At 65.3% G+C, this 14,420-nt stretch carries 16 protein-coding genes and 1 tRNA gene; 8 read left to right on the plus strand and 9 right to left on the minus strand.

All coding sequences use genetic code 11. The annotated features are described in order from the left end of the window. The first annotated feature begins 120 nt into the window (after nucleotides 1-120). Together ACVWZM_RS18715 and ACVWZM_RS18720 are read left to right on the plus strand one after the other, a co-directional pair. The gene (locus ACVWZM_RS18715; protein WP_456854177.1) at nucleotides 121-936 is read left to right on the plus strand and encodes a glutamine amidotransferase; all 816 of its coding nucleotides are present in this window, start codon (nucleotides 121-123) and stop codon (nucleotides 934-936) included. A gap of 116 nt (nucleotides 937-1,052) precedes the next feature. Next, nucleotides 1,053-1,862 carry an enoyl-CoA hydratase gene (locus tag ACVWZM_RS18720; RefSeq protein ID WP_456854179.1) on the plus strand — a complete coding sequence of 270 codons (810 nt, stop codon included), beginning with the start codon at nucleotides 1,053-1,055 and terminating at the stop codon, nucleotides 1,860-1,862. Nucleotides 1,863-2,013: 151 nt separating this feature from the next. Here ACVWZM_RS18720 and ACVWZM_RS18725 read toward each other — a convergent pair. Next, nucleotides 2,014-2,089, minus strand: a tRNA-Ala gene (locus ACVWZM_RS18725). A 297-nt stretch (nucleotides 2,090-2,386) separates the two neighbouring features. On the opposite strand from ACVWZM_RS18725, the gene ACVWZM_RS18730 reads away from it, so the two are divergent. From ACVWZM_RS18730 to folD, 3 genes are read left to right on the plus strand one after another with little or no spacing between them, the layout of a single operon-like run. After that, the gene (locus ACVWZM_RS18730) at nucleotides 2,387-2,677 is read left to right on the plus strand and encodes a YggT family protein (protein ID WP_016847252.1); all 291 of its coding nucleotides are present in this window, start codon (nucleotides 2,387-2,389) and stop codon (nucleotides 2,675-2,677) included. A 21-nt stretch (nucleotides 2,678-2,698) separates the two neighbouring features. Next, nucleotides 2,699-3,034, plus strand: coding sequence for a DUF167 domain-containing protein (locus tag ACVWZM_RS18735; protein WP_456854181.1), 336 nt, complete (start codon nucleotides 2,699-2,701; stop codon nucleotides 3,032-3,034). Between the two features lies 1 nt (nucleotide 3,035). Then, on the plus strand, nucleotides 3,036-3,920 hold the full coding sequence (folD, locus tag ACVWZM_RS18740) for a bifunctional methylenetetrahydrofolate dehydrogenase/methenyltetrahydrofolate cyclohydrolase FolD (protein WP_253625278.1): 885 nt from the start codon (nucleotides 3,036-3,038) through the stop codon (nucleotides 3,918-3,920). 154 nt (nucleotides 3,921-4,074) lie between these two features. On the opposite strand, the gene ppa is transcribed toward folD, so the two are convergent. Then, a complete protein-coding gene (gene ppa, locus ACVWZM_RS18745; RefSeq protein ID WP_028337382.1) occupies nucleotides 4,075-4,605 on the minus strand; it encodes an inorganic diphosphatase in 531 nt (176 codons plus the stop codon). A gap of 165 nt (nucleotides 4,606-4,770) precedes the next feature. Further along, entirely contained in the window at nucleotides 4,771-5,280 is a 510-nt protein-coding gene (locus ACVWZM_RS18750) for a GNAT family N-acetyltransferase (protein ID WP_028343770.1), read from the minus strand. A gap of 374 nt (nucleotides 5,281-5,654) precedes the next feature. Between ACVWZM_RS18750 and ACVWZM_RS18755 the strand changes: the two genes are divergently transcribed. From ACVWZM_RS18755 to ACVWZM_RS18765, 3 genes are all read left to right on the plus strand, one after another. Next, the gene (locus ACVWZM_RS18755; protein ID WP_456854183.1) at nucleotides 5,655-6,122 is read left to right on the plus strand and encodes a DUF2269 family protein; all 468 of its coding nucleotides are present in this window, start codon (nucleotides 5,655-5,657) and stop codon (nucleotides 6,120-6,122) included. A gap of 125 nt (nucleotides 6,123-6,247) precedes the next feature. Then, nucleotides 6,248-7,576: an SDR family oxidoreductase gene (locus ACVWZM_RS18760; RefSeq protein ID WP_456854185.1), complete on the plus strand. Its 1,329-nt coding sequence runs from the start codon at nucleotides 6,248-6,250 to the stop codon at nucleotides 7,574-7,576. Between the two features lie 58 nt (nucleotides 7,577-7,634). After that, entirely contained in the window at nucleotides 7,635-8,042 is a 408-nt protein-coding gene (locus ACVWZM_RS18765) for a thiol-disulfide oxidoreductase DCC family protein (RefSeq protein WP_076834976.1), read from the plus strand. Between the two features lie 42 nt (nucleotides 8,043-8,084). On the opposite strand, the gene ACVWZM_RS18770 is transcribed toward ACVWZM_RS18765, so the two are convergent. The 6 genes from ACVWZM_RS18770 to ACVWZM_RS18795 form a co-directional block, all read right to left on the minus strand. Continuing rightward, a complete protein-coding gene (locus ACVWZM_RS18770) occupies nucleotides 8,085-9,335 on the minus strand; it encodes a flavin monoamine oxidase family protein (RefSeq protein WP_456854187.1) in 1,251 nt (416 codons plus the stop codon). A 178-nt stretch (nucleotides 9,336-9,513) separates the two neighbouring features. Next, on the minus strand, nucleotides 9,514-11,340 hold the full coding sequence (gene typA / locus ACVWZM_RS18775) for a translational GTPase TypA (protein WP_016847242.1): 1,827 nt from the start codon (nucleotides 11,338-11,340) through the stop codon (nucleotides 9,514-9,516). A 276-nt stretch (nucleotides 11,341-11,616) separates the two neighbouring features. Further along, nucleotides 11,617-11,778 carry a hypothetical protein gene (locus ACVWZM_RS18780; protein WP_456854189.1) on the minus strand — a complete coding sequence of 54 codons (162 nt, stop codon included), beginning with the start codon at nucleotides 11,776-11,778 and terminating at the stop codon, nucleotides 11,617-11,619. A gap of 72 nt (nucleotides 11,779-11,850) precedes the next feature. Next, on the minus strand, nucleotides 11,851-12,129 hold the full coding sequence (locus tag ACVWZM_RS18785) for a hypothetical protein (RefSeq protein ID WP_456854191.1): 279 nt from the start codon (nucleotides 12,127-12,129) through the stop codon (nucleotides 11,851-11,853). Continuing rightward, nucleotides 12,126-13,571, minus strand: coding sequence for a radical SAM protein (locus ACVWZM_RS18790; protein WP_456854193.1), 1,446 nt, complete (start codon nucleotides 13,569-13,571; stop codon nucleotides 12,126-12,128). Before ACVWZM_RS18790 ends, ACVWZM_RS18785 begins: the two co-directional genes overlap by 4 nt. Next, the gene (locus ACVWZM_RS18795) at nucleotides 13,552-14,271 is read right to left on the minus strand and encodes a prolipoprotein diacylglyceryl transferase (protein ID WP_456854195.1); all 720 of its coding nucleotides are present in this window, start codon (nucleotides 14,269-14,271) and stop codon (nucleotides 13,552-13,554) included. The genes ACVWZM_RS18790 and ACVWZM_RS18795 overlap by 20 nt, the downstream gene beginning before the upstream one ends. Between the last annotated feature and the right edge of the window lie 149 nt (nucleotides 14,272-14,420).

Genomic DNA, 14,420 nt, shown 5'->3' on the forward strand with positions numbered 1-14,420 from the left:
TGCCGCTAAGGCTGTTTCTGGCCCGCGATTTGCTTCGCTTGGCTGTGCGCAAACTCACACGATGTTAACGACCACTTAGCTATGATCGCGCCTTACGTGCCGAAACTTTAAGCAGAGGCAATGTCGTTCCGGACTGACCAGAGCCGTGTCGTGGTGCCCTTCGCCAGCCGAAAGCCGGCCGCGGTCACGCCCAGGGATCAGGTCTTGGATCAGATCTCGTTGCGGCCGGTGCTGATCGTGCTGCATCAGGAGACATCGACTCCCGGCCGGATCGGCAACGCCCTGCGCGCGCTGGGTTACCGCCTCGACATCCGCCGCCCGCGCTTCGGCGACGCGCTGCCCGAAACGCTCGATGCGCATGCCGGCGCGGTGATCTTCGGCGGTCCGATGAGCGCCAATGATGGCGACGACTATGTGCGGCGCGAGATCGACTGGATCGCCGTTCCGCTGCGCGAGCAGCGTCCGTTTCTGGGCATCTGCCTCGGCGCGCAGATGCTGGCGCGGCAGCTCGGCGCCGAGGTCGCGCCGCATCCGCAAGGCCGTGTCGAGGTCGGCTATTATCCGGTCAGGCCGACCGAGGCGGGCCGCGCGCTCTGCCCGGACTGGCCGGCGCGGGTCTATCACTGGCACGGCGAGGGATTTCAATTGCCGGCCGGCGCCGACCTGCTCGCGGCGGGCGATGATTTCCCGGTGCAGGCGTTCCAGTTCGGCAACGCCTTCGGCCTGCAATTCCATCCCGACGTGACCTACGCGATGATGCATCGCTGGACCACACGCGGTTGCGCACGGATGGATTCGCCGGGCGCACAACCGGGCCATCTGCACTTCGCCGAGCGTGCCGTGCACGATGCCGCCGAGCGCGCGTGGCTGAAGCATTTCATCGACGGCTGGATCGCGCGCGTGCCGCAGCGGCAGCTGCTGCAGGCCGCTGAATAGCCGCCACGCGGAATTTCGCGCCGGCTTTTCATTCTCGTGAATGTGCTACTGTCGGCCGCCGCGCGCAGGCCGCATCGCCGCGCGTATCGATAACAACAAGGCACAGGGAGATCGCCGTGAGCTACGAGCACATCCTCTATGAGGTCAGCGACAGGATCGCGACCATCACGCTCAATCGCCCCGATCGCATGAATGCGTGGACCGCGATCATGGAGCGCGACGTGCGCCACGCCATGGAGGCGGCGGCCAACGACGAGAACGTTCGCGTCATCGTGCTGACCGGCGCGGGCCGCGGCTTCTGCGCCGGCGCCGACATGGACGCGCTGAAGGGGATCGATCCCAACGAGGTCAGGCGCGGCGAGAACATCCCGTTCGACATGAACCGCCGCGCCGACTGGCAGACGCGCTACGCCTACTATCCCGCGATCCGGAAGCCCGTGATCGCGATGCTCAACGGCGCCACCGCCGGCATCGGCCTGGTCCACGCGCTCTATTGCGATTTGCGCTTCGCCGCCGACACCGCGGTGTTCACCACCGCCTTCGCGCGGCGCGGCCTGATCGCCGAACACGGCATCAGCTGGATGCTGCCGCGGATCGTCGGCCACGCCAACGCGCTCGATCTGTTGATGTCGGCGCGGCGGGTGTCGGCCGAGGAGGCGCTGCGCATCGGCCTCGTCAACCGGCTCTCCTCGCCGGAGAAGCTGCGCGAGGAGACCTATGCCTATGCCCGCGACCTCGCCGATTTCGTCTCGCCGAGCGCGATCGCGGTGATCAAGCGCCAGATCTACGACGTGCCGTTCCAGACGCTCGCCGAAGCCACCATCGATGCCAACCGCGAGATGCAGATCGCGCTGAAGGGCAATGATTTCCAGGAAGGCGTCGCGAGCTTTGTGGAGAAGCGGCCGCCACGGTTTACCGGGACGTGAGGGGCTAACGGACAAAGTCCATCTTCGCCCTGCGGGCAGATTGCCTCGGCCCGGCTTCGCCCTTCGGGCTACGCCGCGGCAGCCTTCGCTCGCATCGCTGCGATGGACTATCCGGGCTTGCCGAGCCGAAGCTCGCGAAGCGAGCGAAGGCTGGTGGAGCCAGGCGGGATCGAACCGCCGACCTCGTCATTGCGAACGACGCGCTCTCCCAGCTGAGCTATGGCCCCATCGCGGCCGGGTGTTGCTGAGTATCCCGGCCGTCAGTCGGGCGCCATTTACAGTCCCGTCCAAGGTCAAGTCAAGAACGGTGAAAGCGCGGTTTTCGGCCTGTCCCGCCGGGAACTTCCCTTGTTTGCGGGGGGATGAACCGATATCTAGGGTGTGATCCCGACCCGGCGGACCGCCCGAGCGCCCAGTGCATAGCGGTTTTCCGAAACGATCCTGCTCAAACAAGAAGCGCGATGGCGGCTCAGTCCGGTCTCGTTGCGCTTCAATCGGTTGTCTTACCCGCGAGCCCCCCTCATATGCGCGCTGTTCTCGACATCGTCATCATCATCCTCGACCTCTATGTCTGGCTGCTGATCGCCTCCGCCATCCTGTCCTGGCTGGTCGCCTTCAATGTGGTCAACACGCGCAACCAGTTCGTTTCCGCGGTGGCCGAGTTCCTCTACCGGATCACCGAGCCGGTGCTGCGGCCGATCCGCAACGTGATGCCGAATCTGGGCGGGCTCGATATATCGCCGATCATCGTGATCCTGATCATCATGTTCATCCAGCGGGTGATCGCCTATTACATCTATCCCAACGTGATCTGACCCTTTCTCGACGGGGCCTTGATGGATCCGTGGCGCTATTCCACCGAGGGCATCAGCATCGCGCTGCGCGTGACGCCGCGCGGCGGCCGCGACGACGTCGACGGGATCGAGACGCTGGCCAACGGCCGTTCGGTGGTGAAGGTGCGGGTGCGCGCCATCGCCGAGGGCGGCGAGGCCAACCGTGCGGTGACTGAGCTGCTGGCCAAGGCGCTCGGCGTGCCGAAAGCCAGGGTGAAGCTGTTGTCCGGCGCCACCTCGCGGCTCAAGCAGGTCGCGGTGGACGGCGATCCGAAAGGGCTCGGCGATACATTGAGGAAGCTGACTGCGGCCAAGCCGAACCAGCAGACAAGGGACTGACATGACTGCCCGCATCATCGACGGAAAAGCCATCGCCGCCGAGCTTCGCGCCCGCGTCGCCGACGAGGTCGCCCGCGTCAAGCGCGACCACCAGCTCACGCCGGGGCTCGCCGTCGTGCTGGTCGGCCATGATCCCGCGAGCGAGGTCTATGTCCGCAGCAAGCACACCCAGACCCAGGCCGCCGGCATGGCCTCGTTCGAGCACAAGCTGCCGGAGGATGTGTCGCAGGCCGATCTGCTGGCGCTGATCGCGCGGCTCAACCGCGATCCCATGGTGCATGGCATCCTGGTGCAGCTGCCGCTGCCGAAGTCGCTGCACACCGAGACCATCATCAACGCGATCGATCCGGCCAAGGACGTCGATGGCCTGCACCCCAACAATGCCGGCCGGCTCGCCGGGGGCTTGGCGGCGCTGTCGCCCTGCACGCCGCTCGGCTGCATCATCCTGACCAAGAGCGTGCACGCCTCGCTGGAGGGCATGAACGCGATCGTGATCGGCCGCTCCAATCTGGTCGGTCGTCCGCTGGTGCAATTGCTGCTGAACGAGAACGCGACGGTGACGATCGCGCATTCGCGCTCGCGCGATCTGCCAAAGCTCTGCGCCCAGGCCGATCTGGTCTATGCCGCGGTCGGCCGGCCCGAGATGGTGCGGGGCGACTGGCTGAAGCCGGGCGCGACGGTGATCGATGTCGGCATCAACCGCATTCCGGTGCCCGGCGGCAAGCCGAAACTGGTCGGCGATGTCGCGTTCCAGGAAGCCCTCAATGTCGCCGGCGCAATCACGCCGGTGCCCGGCGGCGTCGGGCAGATGACGGTGGCGTGCCTCCTGGTCAACACGCTGCGCGCCGCCTGTGCGATTGCCGGCTTGGCGGCGCCGGCGGTGTGAAATGCTCCCTCGCCCCGCTCTTGCGGGGAGAGGGTTGGGGTGAGGGGCCCCTCTCCGAGATGGGACTGTCGAAAGACCTGTACCCCCTCACCCGGATCGCATTCCGCTCCGCTACATGCGATCCGACCTCTCCCCGCAAGCGGGGCGAGGTTAGTCACTTCTTCTTCGCGCGCTCGATGCCTTCGAGGATCAGCCTGCGGGCTTCGTCGGCGTCGCCCCAGCGTAGCACCTTCACCCACTTGCCCTTCTCGAGGTCCTTGTAGTGCTCGAAGAAGTGCTGGATTTGCTGCAGCGTGATGTCGGGCAGGTCGCTGTAGTTCTGCACCTTGTCGTAGCGCTGGGTCAGCTTCGATGACGGCACCGCGATGATCTTCTCGTCGCCGCCGGCCTCGTCCTCCATCAGGAGCACGCCGACCACGCGGACGCTCATCACCGCGCCCGGCACGATCGCGCGGGTGTTGACGATCAGCACGTCGCAGGGATCGCCGTCGCCGGACAGCGTGTGCGGGATGAAGCCGTAATTGCCGGGATAGCGCATCGGCGTGTAGAGGAAGCGGTCCACCACGAGCGTGCCGGCTTCCTTGTCCATTTCGTACTTGATTGGCTCGCCGCCGACGGCAACCTCGATGATGACGTTGACGTCGTGGGGCGGATTTTTTCCGATCGATATGGCGTCGATACGCATGGATTGCTCCGCGTGGCCTCTGGAAGTTGAGAACGATGTGATTTTTTGGTTGGCGCCGCCGGGCCGCGAAACGGCTCCCGGCCCGGCCTTGAGACCGGGCTGGCCGACGCGCGCAGCGCTGGAGGCTGGTTTAGCCTTGCTGCAGCTGCGAGAGAAGCAGGATTTTCAGTTGGCCCAGGCGAAAGCGACCTTGTCGAGCGACTTGGGCCCGAACCGCTCCGAAGAGCGCGCCACCATCCGGCCGCCCAGCGCACGGTAAAACTCGGTTGCCGGCTCGTTGTCGGAGAGCGCCCAGATCACCATGCTCTTGAGGCCGCTCTGCATCAGGTCGCGGCGGGCGGAGGCGAACAGGCGCCGGCCGAAGCCAAGCCCCTGGAATTCCGGCCGCAGATAGAGCTCGTAGATCTCGCCTTCGAAATGCAGGCTGCGGGCGCGGTTGCGGCCGTAATTGGCGTAGCCTGCGACCCGGTCGCCGAACACCAGCACGCTGACGCGGCTGCCCTTGCGGATGGCGCTGTCCCACCACTGCGGGCCGCGGCGATTGATCAGCTTTTCGAGTTCGGCGCCGGGGATGATTCCCTGATACGCCGAGCGCCAGGCTTCGTCATGGGTAGACGCCACCGCCGCCGCGTCTGCAGCTTTGGCCGGCCGGACCTCGATTAGCGTTGTGCTCATGGGTGTAATCAAAGCAAGTCGGCGGGCCGCCTTCAAGGTCCATCGTTAATTATCGGTTAATCTGTGGATTTTTTGCATCAGTGTCGTGAGAACTTGTTCCGAAAGAGGACACTTGCCGGAGTTCAAGCGGCCAACCGCCGATCCGGAGCTGTGCAAAGCGTGGATCGCGAGCGCAGTATGACACTGCCATAGTTGGAAAAAGCTCATTCGGGGGCTGATTCGCGGCCGGGATTCTGCGGGCGAATCCAGACGCGATGTGGGTACTCCGACCGCGCCACGCCTGCGCCGCCGCAGTGGATTTTCGCGCCCGACCGGCCTATGGCAGCGGCGGTATTTGTGCGCGCCGAAGTTGGCCTGATCACGAGCGGACTGCGATGACGCTCTACTTCCTGATCAAATATCTGCACGTGCTCGGGGCCATCGTGATCCTGGGCACCGGGACCGGCATCGCCTTCTTCATGCTGGCGGCGCATCGCACGCAGGATGTGGCGTTCATCGCGCGCACGGCGGCGACCGTCGTGATCGCGGACATGATCTTCACGCTGAGTGCCGTGCTGCTTCAGCCGGTGAGCGGCGGACTGCTGATGCTGTTGTCGGCAACGAGCATCACCGAGCGCTGGCTGGCGGTTTCGCTTGCGCTCTACGCGCTGGCCGGCGTGTTCTGGGTTCCCGTCGTCTTCATGCAGATCGAGATGCGCAACCTCGCGCAGGCGGCCGTCGAAAAAGGCCTTCCGCTGCCGCCGCGTTATTTTGCGCTGTTTCGCCGCTGGTTCCTGTTCGGTATTCCCGGCTTCGGCTCCGTGATGATCATCCTCTGGCTGATGATCGCGAAACCATTTTAGCGCAGTGTCGTCATTCCGGGACGATGCGAAGCATCGAACCGCAGATGCGCAATTGCGCATCGGGGAATCTCGAGATTCCGGGTTCGCTTCGCACCCCGGAATGACGCCAAATAGTCTGGGGCCTCATGAGTGACGACGCATCACACAACATCCTCGTGCTCGGCGCCTCGGGCCTGATCGGGCGCACCATCACCGACGATCTGCGGGCGCGCGGCTTACACGTGATCGGGGTCGCGCGGCATTTCACGCCGGCGCAGAAAATCAGCGCGACCGACATCGAGCTGCCTGTCATGTCGATGGATGCCGCGGCGCTGACGCAGCTGCTTCGCACCCATGAGGCCGACATCGTGGTGAATTGCCTCGGCGTGCTGCAGGATGGTCCGGGCAGCGACACAAGCGCGGTGCATCGCGACCACGTCGCGCGGCTGTTGCAGGCGATCGGTGACAGCCACCGCGCCATTCGTCTCGTCCACATCTCGATTCCCGGCGCTGCCGATGCGGACCGCACCGCCTTCAGCACCACCAAGCGCGAGGCCGAACGGCTGATCGCAGCGTCCGAGATTCCCCACGCGATCCTGCGCCCGGGCTTCGTCATCGCGCCGTCGGCCTATGGTGGCAGCGCCATGCTGCGCGCGCTGGCGGCGCTGCCGGTCGAACTGCCGGCCGATGAGGCCGCGACGCCGTTCCAGCCGGTCGCGGTCGAGGATATCGCCGCGACCATCGCCTGGCTTGCGGCGCGCGATGTCGCCGATGAAGCGGTGCGATCGGTGACATGGGACCTGATGCAGGAGCAGCCGATTTCGCTCGGCGGCGTCATCGCCCAGTTCCGCCGGTCGTTCGGCACGGCAAAGCATGTCCGCATCGCGACGCCGCCAGTCCTGATCGATCTCGGCGCCCGCCTCGGCGATCTCGCGAGCCGGCTCGGCTGGATGCCGCCGCTGCGCTCCACCGCGATCGCCGAACTGCGCCGCGGCGTCACCGGCGATCCCGCAGGCTGGATGCAAGCGACCGGCATCGTGCCGACGACAATCGCGCAAGCGGTCGGCGGCCGCCCCGCGACCATTCAGGATAAATGGTTCGCGCGGCTGTTCCTGATCAAGGCGCTGATCTTCGCAAGCCTCGTGCTGTTCTGGGTCGCATCCGGCTTCATCGCGCTGGTGATCTCCTATGACGCCGCGGCGGGCATTTTGCGTGCGCACCATTTCCCGGCGGCGCTGGTCGGGCCGGTGACGGTGTTGACCAGCCTGATGGACATGAGCATCGGGGTGCTGATCGCGATCCGTCGCACCGCGGCGTTCGGTCTGATCGCAGGCATCGTCGCCTCGCTCGGCTACATGGCGGGATCGGCGATACTGACGCCGGATCTCTGGATCGAGCCGCTCGGCGCGCTGGTGAAGACGGGACCTGCGATCGTGCTGATGCTGGTCGCGCTGTTGATCCTGGATAACCGGTAGCGTTTTCGAGCGAAGTGGGAGCGGGTTCGCGTGAAGAAAACGCGTTGAGGGAATCGAGATGAGCAGTTGGCCCGACGACGACGTGATCCTCTATGACGGCGTCTGCATCTTCTGCTCGCGCTGGGTCCGCTTCGTCATCGCCCGCGACACGGCACGCCGCTTTCGCTTCACGCCGATCCAGTCCGGCTACGGCACGCGGCTGGCGAAGAGCTTCGGCATCGATCCTGACGACCCCGACACCAACGCCGTCGTCCATGGCGGCGTCGCCTACATGAAGTCCGACGCGGCGCTGACGGTGCTGAGCCATCTGCCCGGCTGGCGCTGGACCCGCACACTGTTCGCGGTCCCCAAGCCGCTGCGCGATGCCGTCTACAGCCTGATCGCCCGCAACCGCTATCGCATCTTCGGGAAGTACGAGACGTGCTTCGTGCCCGACGCGGATATGCGGGCGAGGGTGCTGGAGTGAAGTCTGGTCGTTCGGACCATCCCGGAATGACCAATCTGACGGCTACCCCTTATGCGGAAATCCATCCGCCACTTCCCTCGCCGCCCGCTCGCCCGAGTCCCGCGCGCCGTGCGCCGTCGAGAAAAACTCCGGCGACGTCGCTTCGCCGGCGAAGAACAGCCGCCCGTCGACCGGCGCGGCCAGCACGGCGCGCTTGTCGGCGTGGCCGGGCAGTGCGTGCGAGTAGGAGCCGCGGGCGAACGGGTCATGGGCCCAGCGGGATTCGCTGAGCGGCTTCAGCTTGCGGCGGAAATCGCTGCCGAGAAAGGAGACGATCTCGTCGATACTGTGCGCGGCGATGGCGCCGTCGCCGGCATCTTCAAGCTGTCGCGCAAAACGGCCGCCGAAGAAACCTTCGATGCAGGGCTGGCCGAACGGGCGGATGTGATAGGTGCCCATCTCGGTGCGCATGGTGGCGCCGCGCAGATTGCCTTCCTTCGGCAGCGCCTCGGGCTCGGCGAGCGCCAGCGTCACCTTGTCGGCAAGGCCGAGCGGCAGGCCGCGCGCGGCGTCGAGCTTGTCCGGCAGCGCAGGTAAAAAGCGGATCGTCTGATCGGCGATCAGGTTGGTCGGCACGGTGACGATCACCTTGTCCGCCTCAAGCGCGCCGCGCGAGGTCTCGATGCGGATCCGCTTGCCGGAGTGATCGATCAGGCTGACCTCGCAGTTCAGCGCCACCGGCACCTGCGCGCCATAGGCCGCGACCAGCGCGCCATAGCCGCGCCGCACCCGCCAATTGACGTCGGTGTCCTCATAGGCGTCGACGTCGAGGATCGAGACCTGGTCGAGCTCGCAACCGTTCACATAGGTGGAGATCGCATCGATCATCGGGTTCCAGCGGTTGCCAGGCTCGAGGTACAGGCTGGCCGGGCAGTCCTTGCCGTGCCGCGCCGCCTGCTCGATGCGGTCGTAGAATTGGTCGAGTGCGTGCGTGAAGTCGTCGCGAGCGGCCTGCGGGAACGCCTCGCCGTAGGCGCGCTCGCGCCACGGCGGCAAGTCCTTGTTGAGCTCGAAGTTGAGTTGCCGGGCGATGCCGACAAAGCTGTTCCGGTCGGCCGAGTGCAGCCAGCCGCAGCCGACGTCGAACACCACGTCAGGCGCGGCCTGAATCGTATGCGCGCGGCCGCCGAGGCGGTCGCGGGCTTCCAGCACGATCGTGGAGAGGCCGGAGTCCTTCAGCGCATTCGCGGCACCGAGGCCTGCGGCGCCGGCGCCGATGATGGCAACATCGATCGTGGAGGGAGGGGAAGTCATGTCCCGGCTCTAGCACGTCCGCCGCCGGGCCTGAAGCCGCCACATGCATGACTGTCATCACCCGCGCAGGCGAAGGCGGGTGATCCGTATTCCAGAGACAGAGGAGCTCAAGCCGACAGGTCGCGGCGTACTGGATGCCCCGGACAAGCCGGGGCACGACAGGCTACTACGCCACCGCTTAAGCTACAGCTTCCTTGGCCTTTTCGGCGCGCTTGCGGTCGTTCGGGTCGAGGTGCTTCTTGCGCAGCCGGATCGACTTCGGCGTCACCTCGACGAGCTCGTCGTCCTCGATATAGGCGAGCGCCTTTTCCAGCGTCATCCGGATCGGCGGCGTCAGGCGCACCGCCTCGTCCTTCGAGGTGGTGCGGATGTTGGTGAGCTGCTTGCCCTTCAGCACGTTGATCTCGAGGTCGTTGTCGCGGGTGTGCTCGCCGACGATCATGCCCTTGTAGACCTTCCAGCCCGGCTCGATCATCATCGGGCCGCGGTCTTCCAGCTTGAACATCGCATAGGCCACCGCTTCGCCCTGGTCGTTGGAGATCAGGACGCCGTTGCGGCGGCCCTGGATCTCGCCCTTGTAGGCGGCATAGCCGTGGAAGATGCGGTTCATGATCGCGGTGCCGCGGGTGTCGGTGAGCAGTTCGCCCTGGTAGCCGATCAGGCCGCGGGTCGGCGCGTAGAACACCAGCCGCAGGCGGTTGCCGCCGGACGGGCGCATCTCGATCATCTCGGCCTTGCGCTCGCTCATCTTCTGCACGACGACGCCGGAATGCTCCTCGTCGACGTCGATCACGACTTCCTCGATCGGCTCCTGCCAGGCGCCGGTCGCCTCGTCCTTCTGCAGCACGACGCGCGGGCGCGACACCGAGAGCTCAAAGCCCTCGCGGCGCATGGTCTCGATCAGGATCGCGAGCTGCAATTCGCCGCGTCCGGAGACTTCCATGGAATCCTTGTCGGCGGCCTCGACGACGCGCAGCGCGACATTGCCCTCGGCCTCGCGCATCAGGCGGTCGCGGATCATGCGCGAGGTCACCTTGTCGCCTTCGGTGCCGGCGAGCGGCGAGTTGTTGACGATGAACGACATCGACACCGTCGGCGGATCGATCGGCTGCGCCGGCAGCGGCGTCTCGACGGTGGGATCGCAGAAGGTGTCGGCAACGGTGCCCTTGGTGAGGCCCGCGATCGCGACGATGTCGCCGGCCTCGGCCTCCTCGAGCGGGGTGCGCTCAAGGCCGCGGAAGGCGAGGATCTTGGTCAGGCGGCCGCTCTCGATCAGCTTGCCGTCGGCGGACAGCACCTTGACCTGCTGGTTCGGCTTGATCGAGCCCGAGGAGATGCGGCCGGTGATGATGCGGCCGAGATAGGGGTTGGCCTCGAGGATGGTGCCGATCATGCGGAACGGACCTTCCTCGACCTTCGGCGGCTCGACGTGGCGCACGATCAGGTCGAACAGCGGCTGCATGCCGAGGTCCTTCGGACCCTCCGGGCTCTCCGCCATCCAGCCCTGCTTGGCCGATCCGTACAGGATCGGGAAGTCGAGCTGCTCCTCGCTGGCGTCGAGCGCCGCGAACAGGTCGAACACCTCGTTGATGACCTCGGTCGGGCGTGCGTCGGGACGGTCGACCTTGTTGATCACGACGATCGGCTTCAGACCGATCTTGAGCGCCTTCGACACCACGAACTTGGTCTGCGGCAGCGGGCCCTCGGCGGCGTCGACCAGCACCAGCGCGCCGTCCACCATGTTGAGGATGCGCTCGACCTCACCGCCGAAGTCGGCGTGGCCGGGGGTGTCGACGATGTTGACGCGGATGTCCTTCCACTGCACCGAGGCGGCCTTGGCCAGGATGGTGATGCCGCGCTCGCGCTCCAGGTCGTTGGAGTCCATGGCGCGCTCGGTGACCTTCTGGTTCTCGCGGAAGGTGCCGGATTGCTGCAGCAGGCGGTCGACGAGGGTGGTCTTGCCGTGGTCGACGTGGGCGATGATGGCGACGTTGCGAAGGTTCATGGCTCTTCTTCTGGTCGTGCAATGGTCAGATGCGCGATCTCGCCGGACCAGTTTGGCCGGCCGCTCGCTCGCGTGGCCCATTCGGGCCCGGATCACGCTCATACCCAAGAAATTTGACGGGGACGCATCACCCCAAAAAGGAAGCCCGGTCAGAGGACCGGGCACCTTGCGCGTTGCGGCGCAATATAGTCAGAAAACGCCAAAAAACAATGATTTATTGGCTGTTTGGAGGGCTGATTTTGGTTCCAAAGGCGGGTTTTGAGGGGCTTTCAGGTCCTACTTCCGGGTAATCGCGAACACGATCAGGCCAAGCCCACCCAGCGCCACCATCATCACGAACATGGTGATGGGGTCGCCGCCGGCCCCGGCGCCCATCTTGGCGTTGAGAATGGCGCACAGGACGCCAGGGATCAGCAGGATCACCCCTACCACCAGCATGAGGGCGGTCAGGCAGCCGTTGCGCTGTCTCTGTTTCCGGGTTTTGCTGAAAACTGCTCACGATACCCCGGACTAGCGTCCCTTAATCGCGGCGCGGATCAGCATCACGCCGGCGAAGCAGACCGCGAGCCCGAGCAGGATCAGGAAGAGAATGGAGGGATCGGTTTTCGACTCGCTCAGGACGCCGAACCCGAACAGCAGGGCGCAGAGCCCCGGCAGCAGCAGGACCAGCCCGAACAGCACCATGAACGCGGTGGCGCAGCCGCTGCGTGGTGACGGTGGCGACGGGACGTATTGGTAGGGTGGCTCCGGTGGTGCAGGCGGGATGGGCGGTGGATTGGTCTCGCTCATCGCGGCGCCTCCTCGCTTTGCCGGGCTTCACGATAGGTCTGGCCGGCCAGCGCGGCGCGGATGCCGTCGATCTTTCCGTCACGGTAGAACAGATTGTAGGTGTCGAATGGGATGATCGCGCCGCTTTCGGTGACGAAGTGGATGCAGCTTCGCTTGACGTTGCCGACACAGAAATTGAAGCGGTCGAGAAACTGCACGATGGTGACGCGGAACACGTTCTCGTAGGTAAGCCCCTCCGGCACCTCGAAGCTCGGCAGGCAGCACAGCAATTCGCAGACCCGCTCCGATGTGTTCAGCGGCCCCGACGACAGCGAGAACAGGTCGACAAACTTCTCCCGCAACACCGGATACTTCTCCGGGCTGATGGTGTTGGGCATCACGGCGATGAGCTGCTCCTGCGGGATCAGCGAGGTCAATGGCAGCACCTTGTCGCCGTTGCGCAGGCCGTAGCCGATCGAGATGCTCTCGGGATTGCAGGGCAACGGGATCATGTCGTCAGCGCCGAACACCCCGGTCTCGATCACGCGCCGGCGGATCTCCGACAGCATGATGCGGTCGGTGTCCTTGTTGAAATGCTCGTTGCGGCCGGCATCCTGCACCGGCTGCAGCGTGACGCCGCGGACGCACTTCCAGGTCAGCGCGTGACGGACGATGTCGCCGATCTCGCCGTCGTTGACGCTGCGCTTAATGGTCGCGACCAGCGTGGTCGAGACGCCGTGGCGCTCGAGATTCTCCAGTGCCTGTTGGCGGATCTTGCGTAAGTCCGCGCCGCGCAGATTGACCAGCGCCTCGCGCTGCAGCGAATCGAACTGCAGATAGACCTCAAGCCCGCGCTTGTTCTCGGCGAGCTTCGCCACGAAGTCGGGCTCGCGCGCGATCCTGAGGCCATTGGTGTTGATCATGACATGGCGGATCGGGCGGGCGCGCACCGCATCCAGAATGGCGAAGAAATCCGGATGCAGCGTCGGCTCGCCGCCGGAGATCTGCACCAGGTCGGGCTCGCCCTCGCTCGCGACCAGCGCGTCCAGCATCTTCTCGATTTTCGCCAGCGGCGTGAAGCTGGTGCGCGCCGGCGAGGAATCCGCAAAGCATACCGGGCAGGTCAAATTGCAATGCTCGGTAATCTCGATCAGCGCCAGGCAGGAGTGCTGCTCGTGGTCGGGGCACAGTCCGCAATCATAGGGGCAGCCGAATTCGGTGTGGCGCTGGAACGCGAGCGGCCGGTCGCCGGGCTTGATGAAATCCTTGCACAGCCGCCAATAGGCCGCATCCGTCGAGACCAGCGTCGACTGCACGCCATGCTGCTTGCAGCGCTTCTCGTACCAGACCTCGTTGCCTGATATCTGGATCTTGGTCGGCACCAGGGTGAGGCAAGTTTCGCATAGCGACTGGGTCTGGCCCCAGAAGATGTAAGGGCGTGCGTTACGCAGCGGCGCGTTCATGCTTCAAGCTCACATTCGGCGCCGTCGCCAGCATGACGGCGGCGTAAATCATGACAAACAGCGACAGCAGGTGAAACAGCGAGAATGGTCCGATCAGCGCGCCATAGGGCTTGATGAATTCCCACAGGAAGCGCTGCAGCCCGTAGTAGAACAGCACGAGGTAGAATCCGTTGGTGATGACGGCGGCATTTCGGTTCAATACGGCCCAGGCATAGAATGCCGCGAACCCCGCCATCGCCAAGCTTTCATAGAGCTGCACCGGATGGCGCAGCACGCCGTCGCCGAAATCATGGCCCCAGGGCAGCGTGGTCGGTGTGCCATAGGTGAAGTCCTCGAGCCCCGCGAAATAGCAGCCGAGACGGCCGACCGCGACGCCGATCGCAAGCGGCAGCGCGAACCGCGCGCCGGTGCGCAACGAAATCCCGTGTCGCCATTTGTAGAGCTCGATCGCGACGATGCCGCCGGCCAGCGCGCCCTCGACCGAGCGGGCGATGCCGGACATGCCGGAGAACCACAGGTTCAGCGTGCCGAAGATGTAGGCGCCGATGCCGGCGCCGAATACCAGCGCGGCGATGTAGGTGAGCTCGAAGGATTGCCGCGGGAATTGCAGCCCGCGCCGGCGCGACAGCCACCACATCGCGAGCGCGGCCGCGCCCCATGCTGCGACGTCGAAAACGGCGTGAAGTTCAGCCCCACTCATGAGGCGAGTGTAGCGCGGTTTTCGCGGTCCGCGATAGCGGCTTCCCGATTGCAATGGCGGAACGAGGTTATAACCCGTCCGCCTGGGAGCGGCGGGCTGATGGACCACACCGGCGACGCCAGCCCGCGCAAAACGACAAAGGCTGTAAC

It is taken from the genome of Bradyrhizobium sp. USDA 4501, from assembly GCF_054062115.1.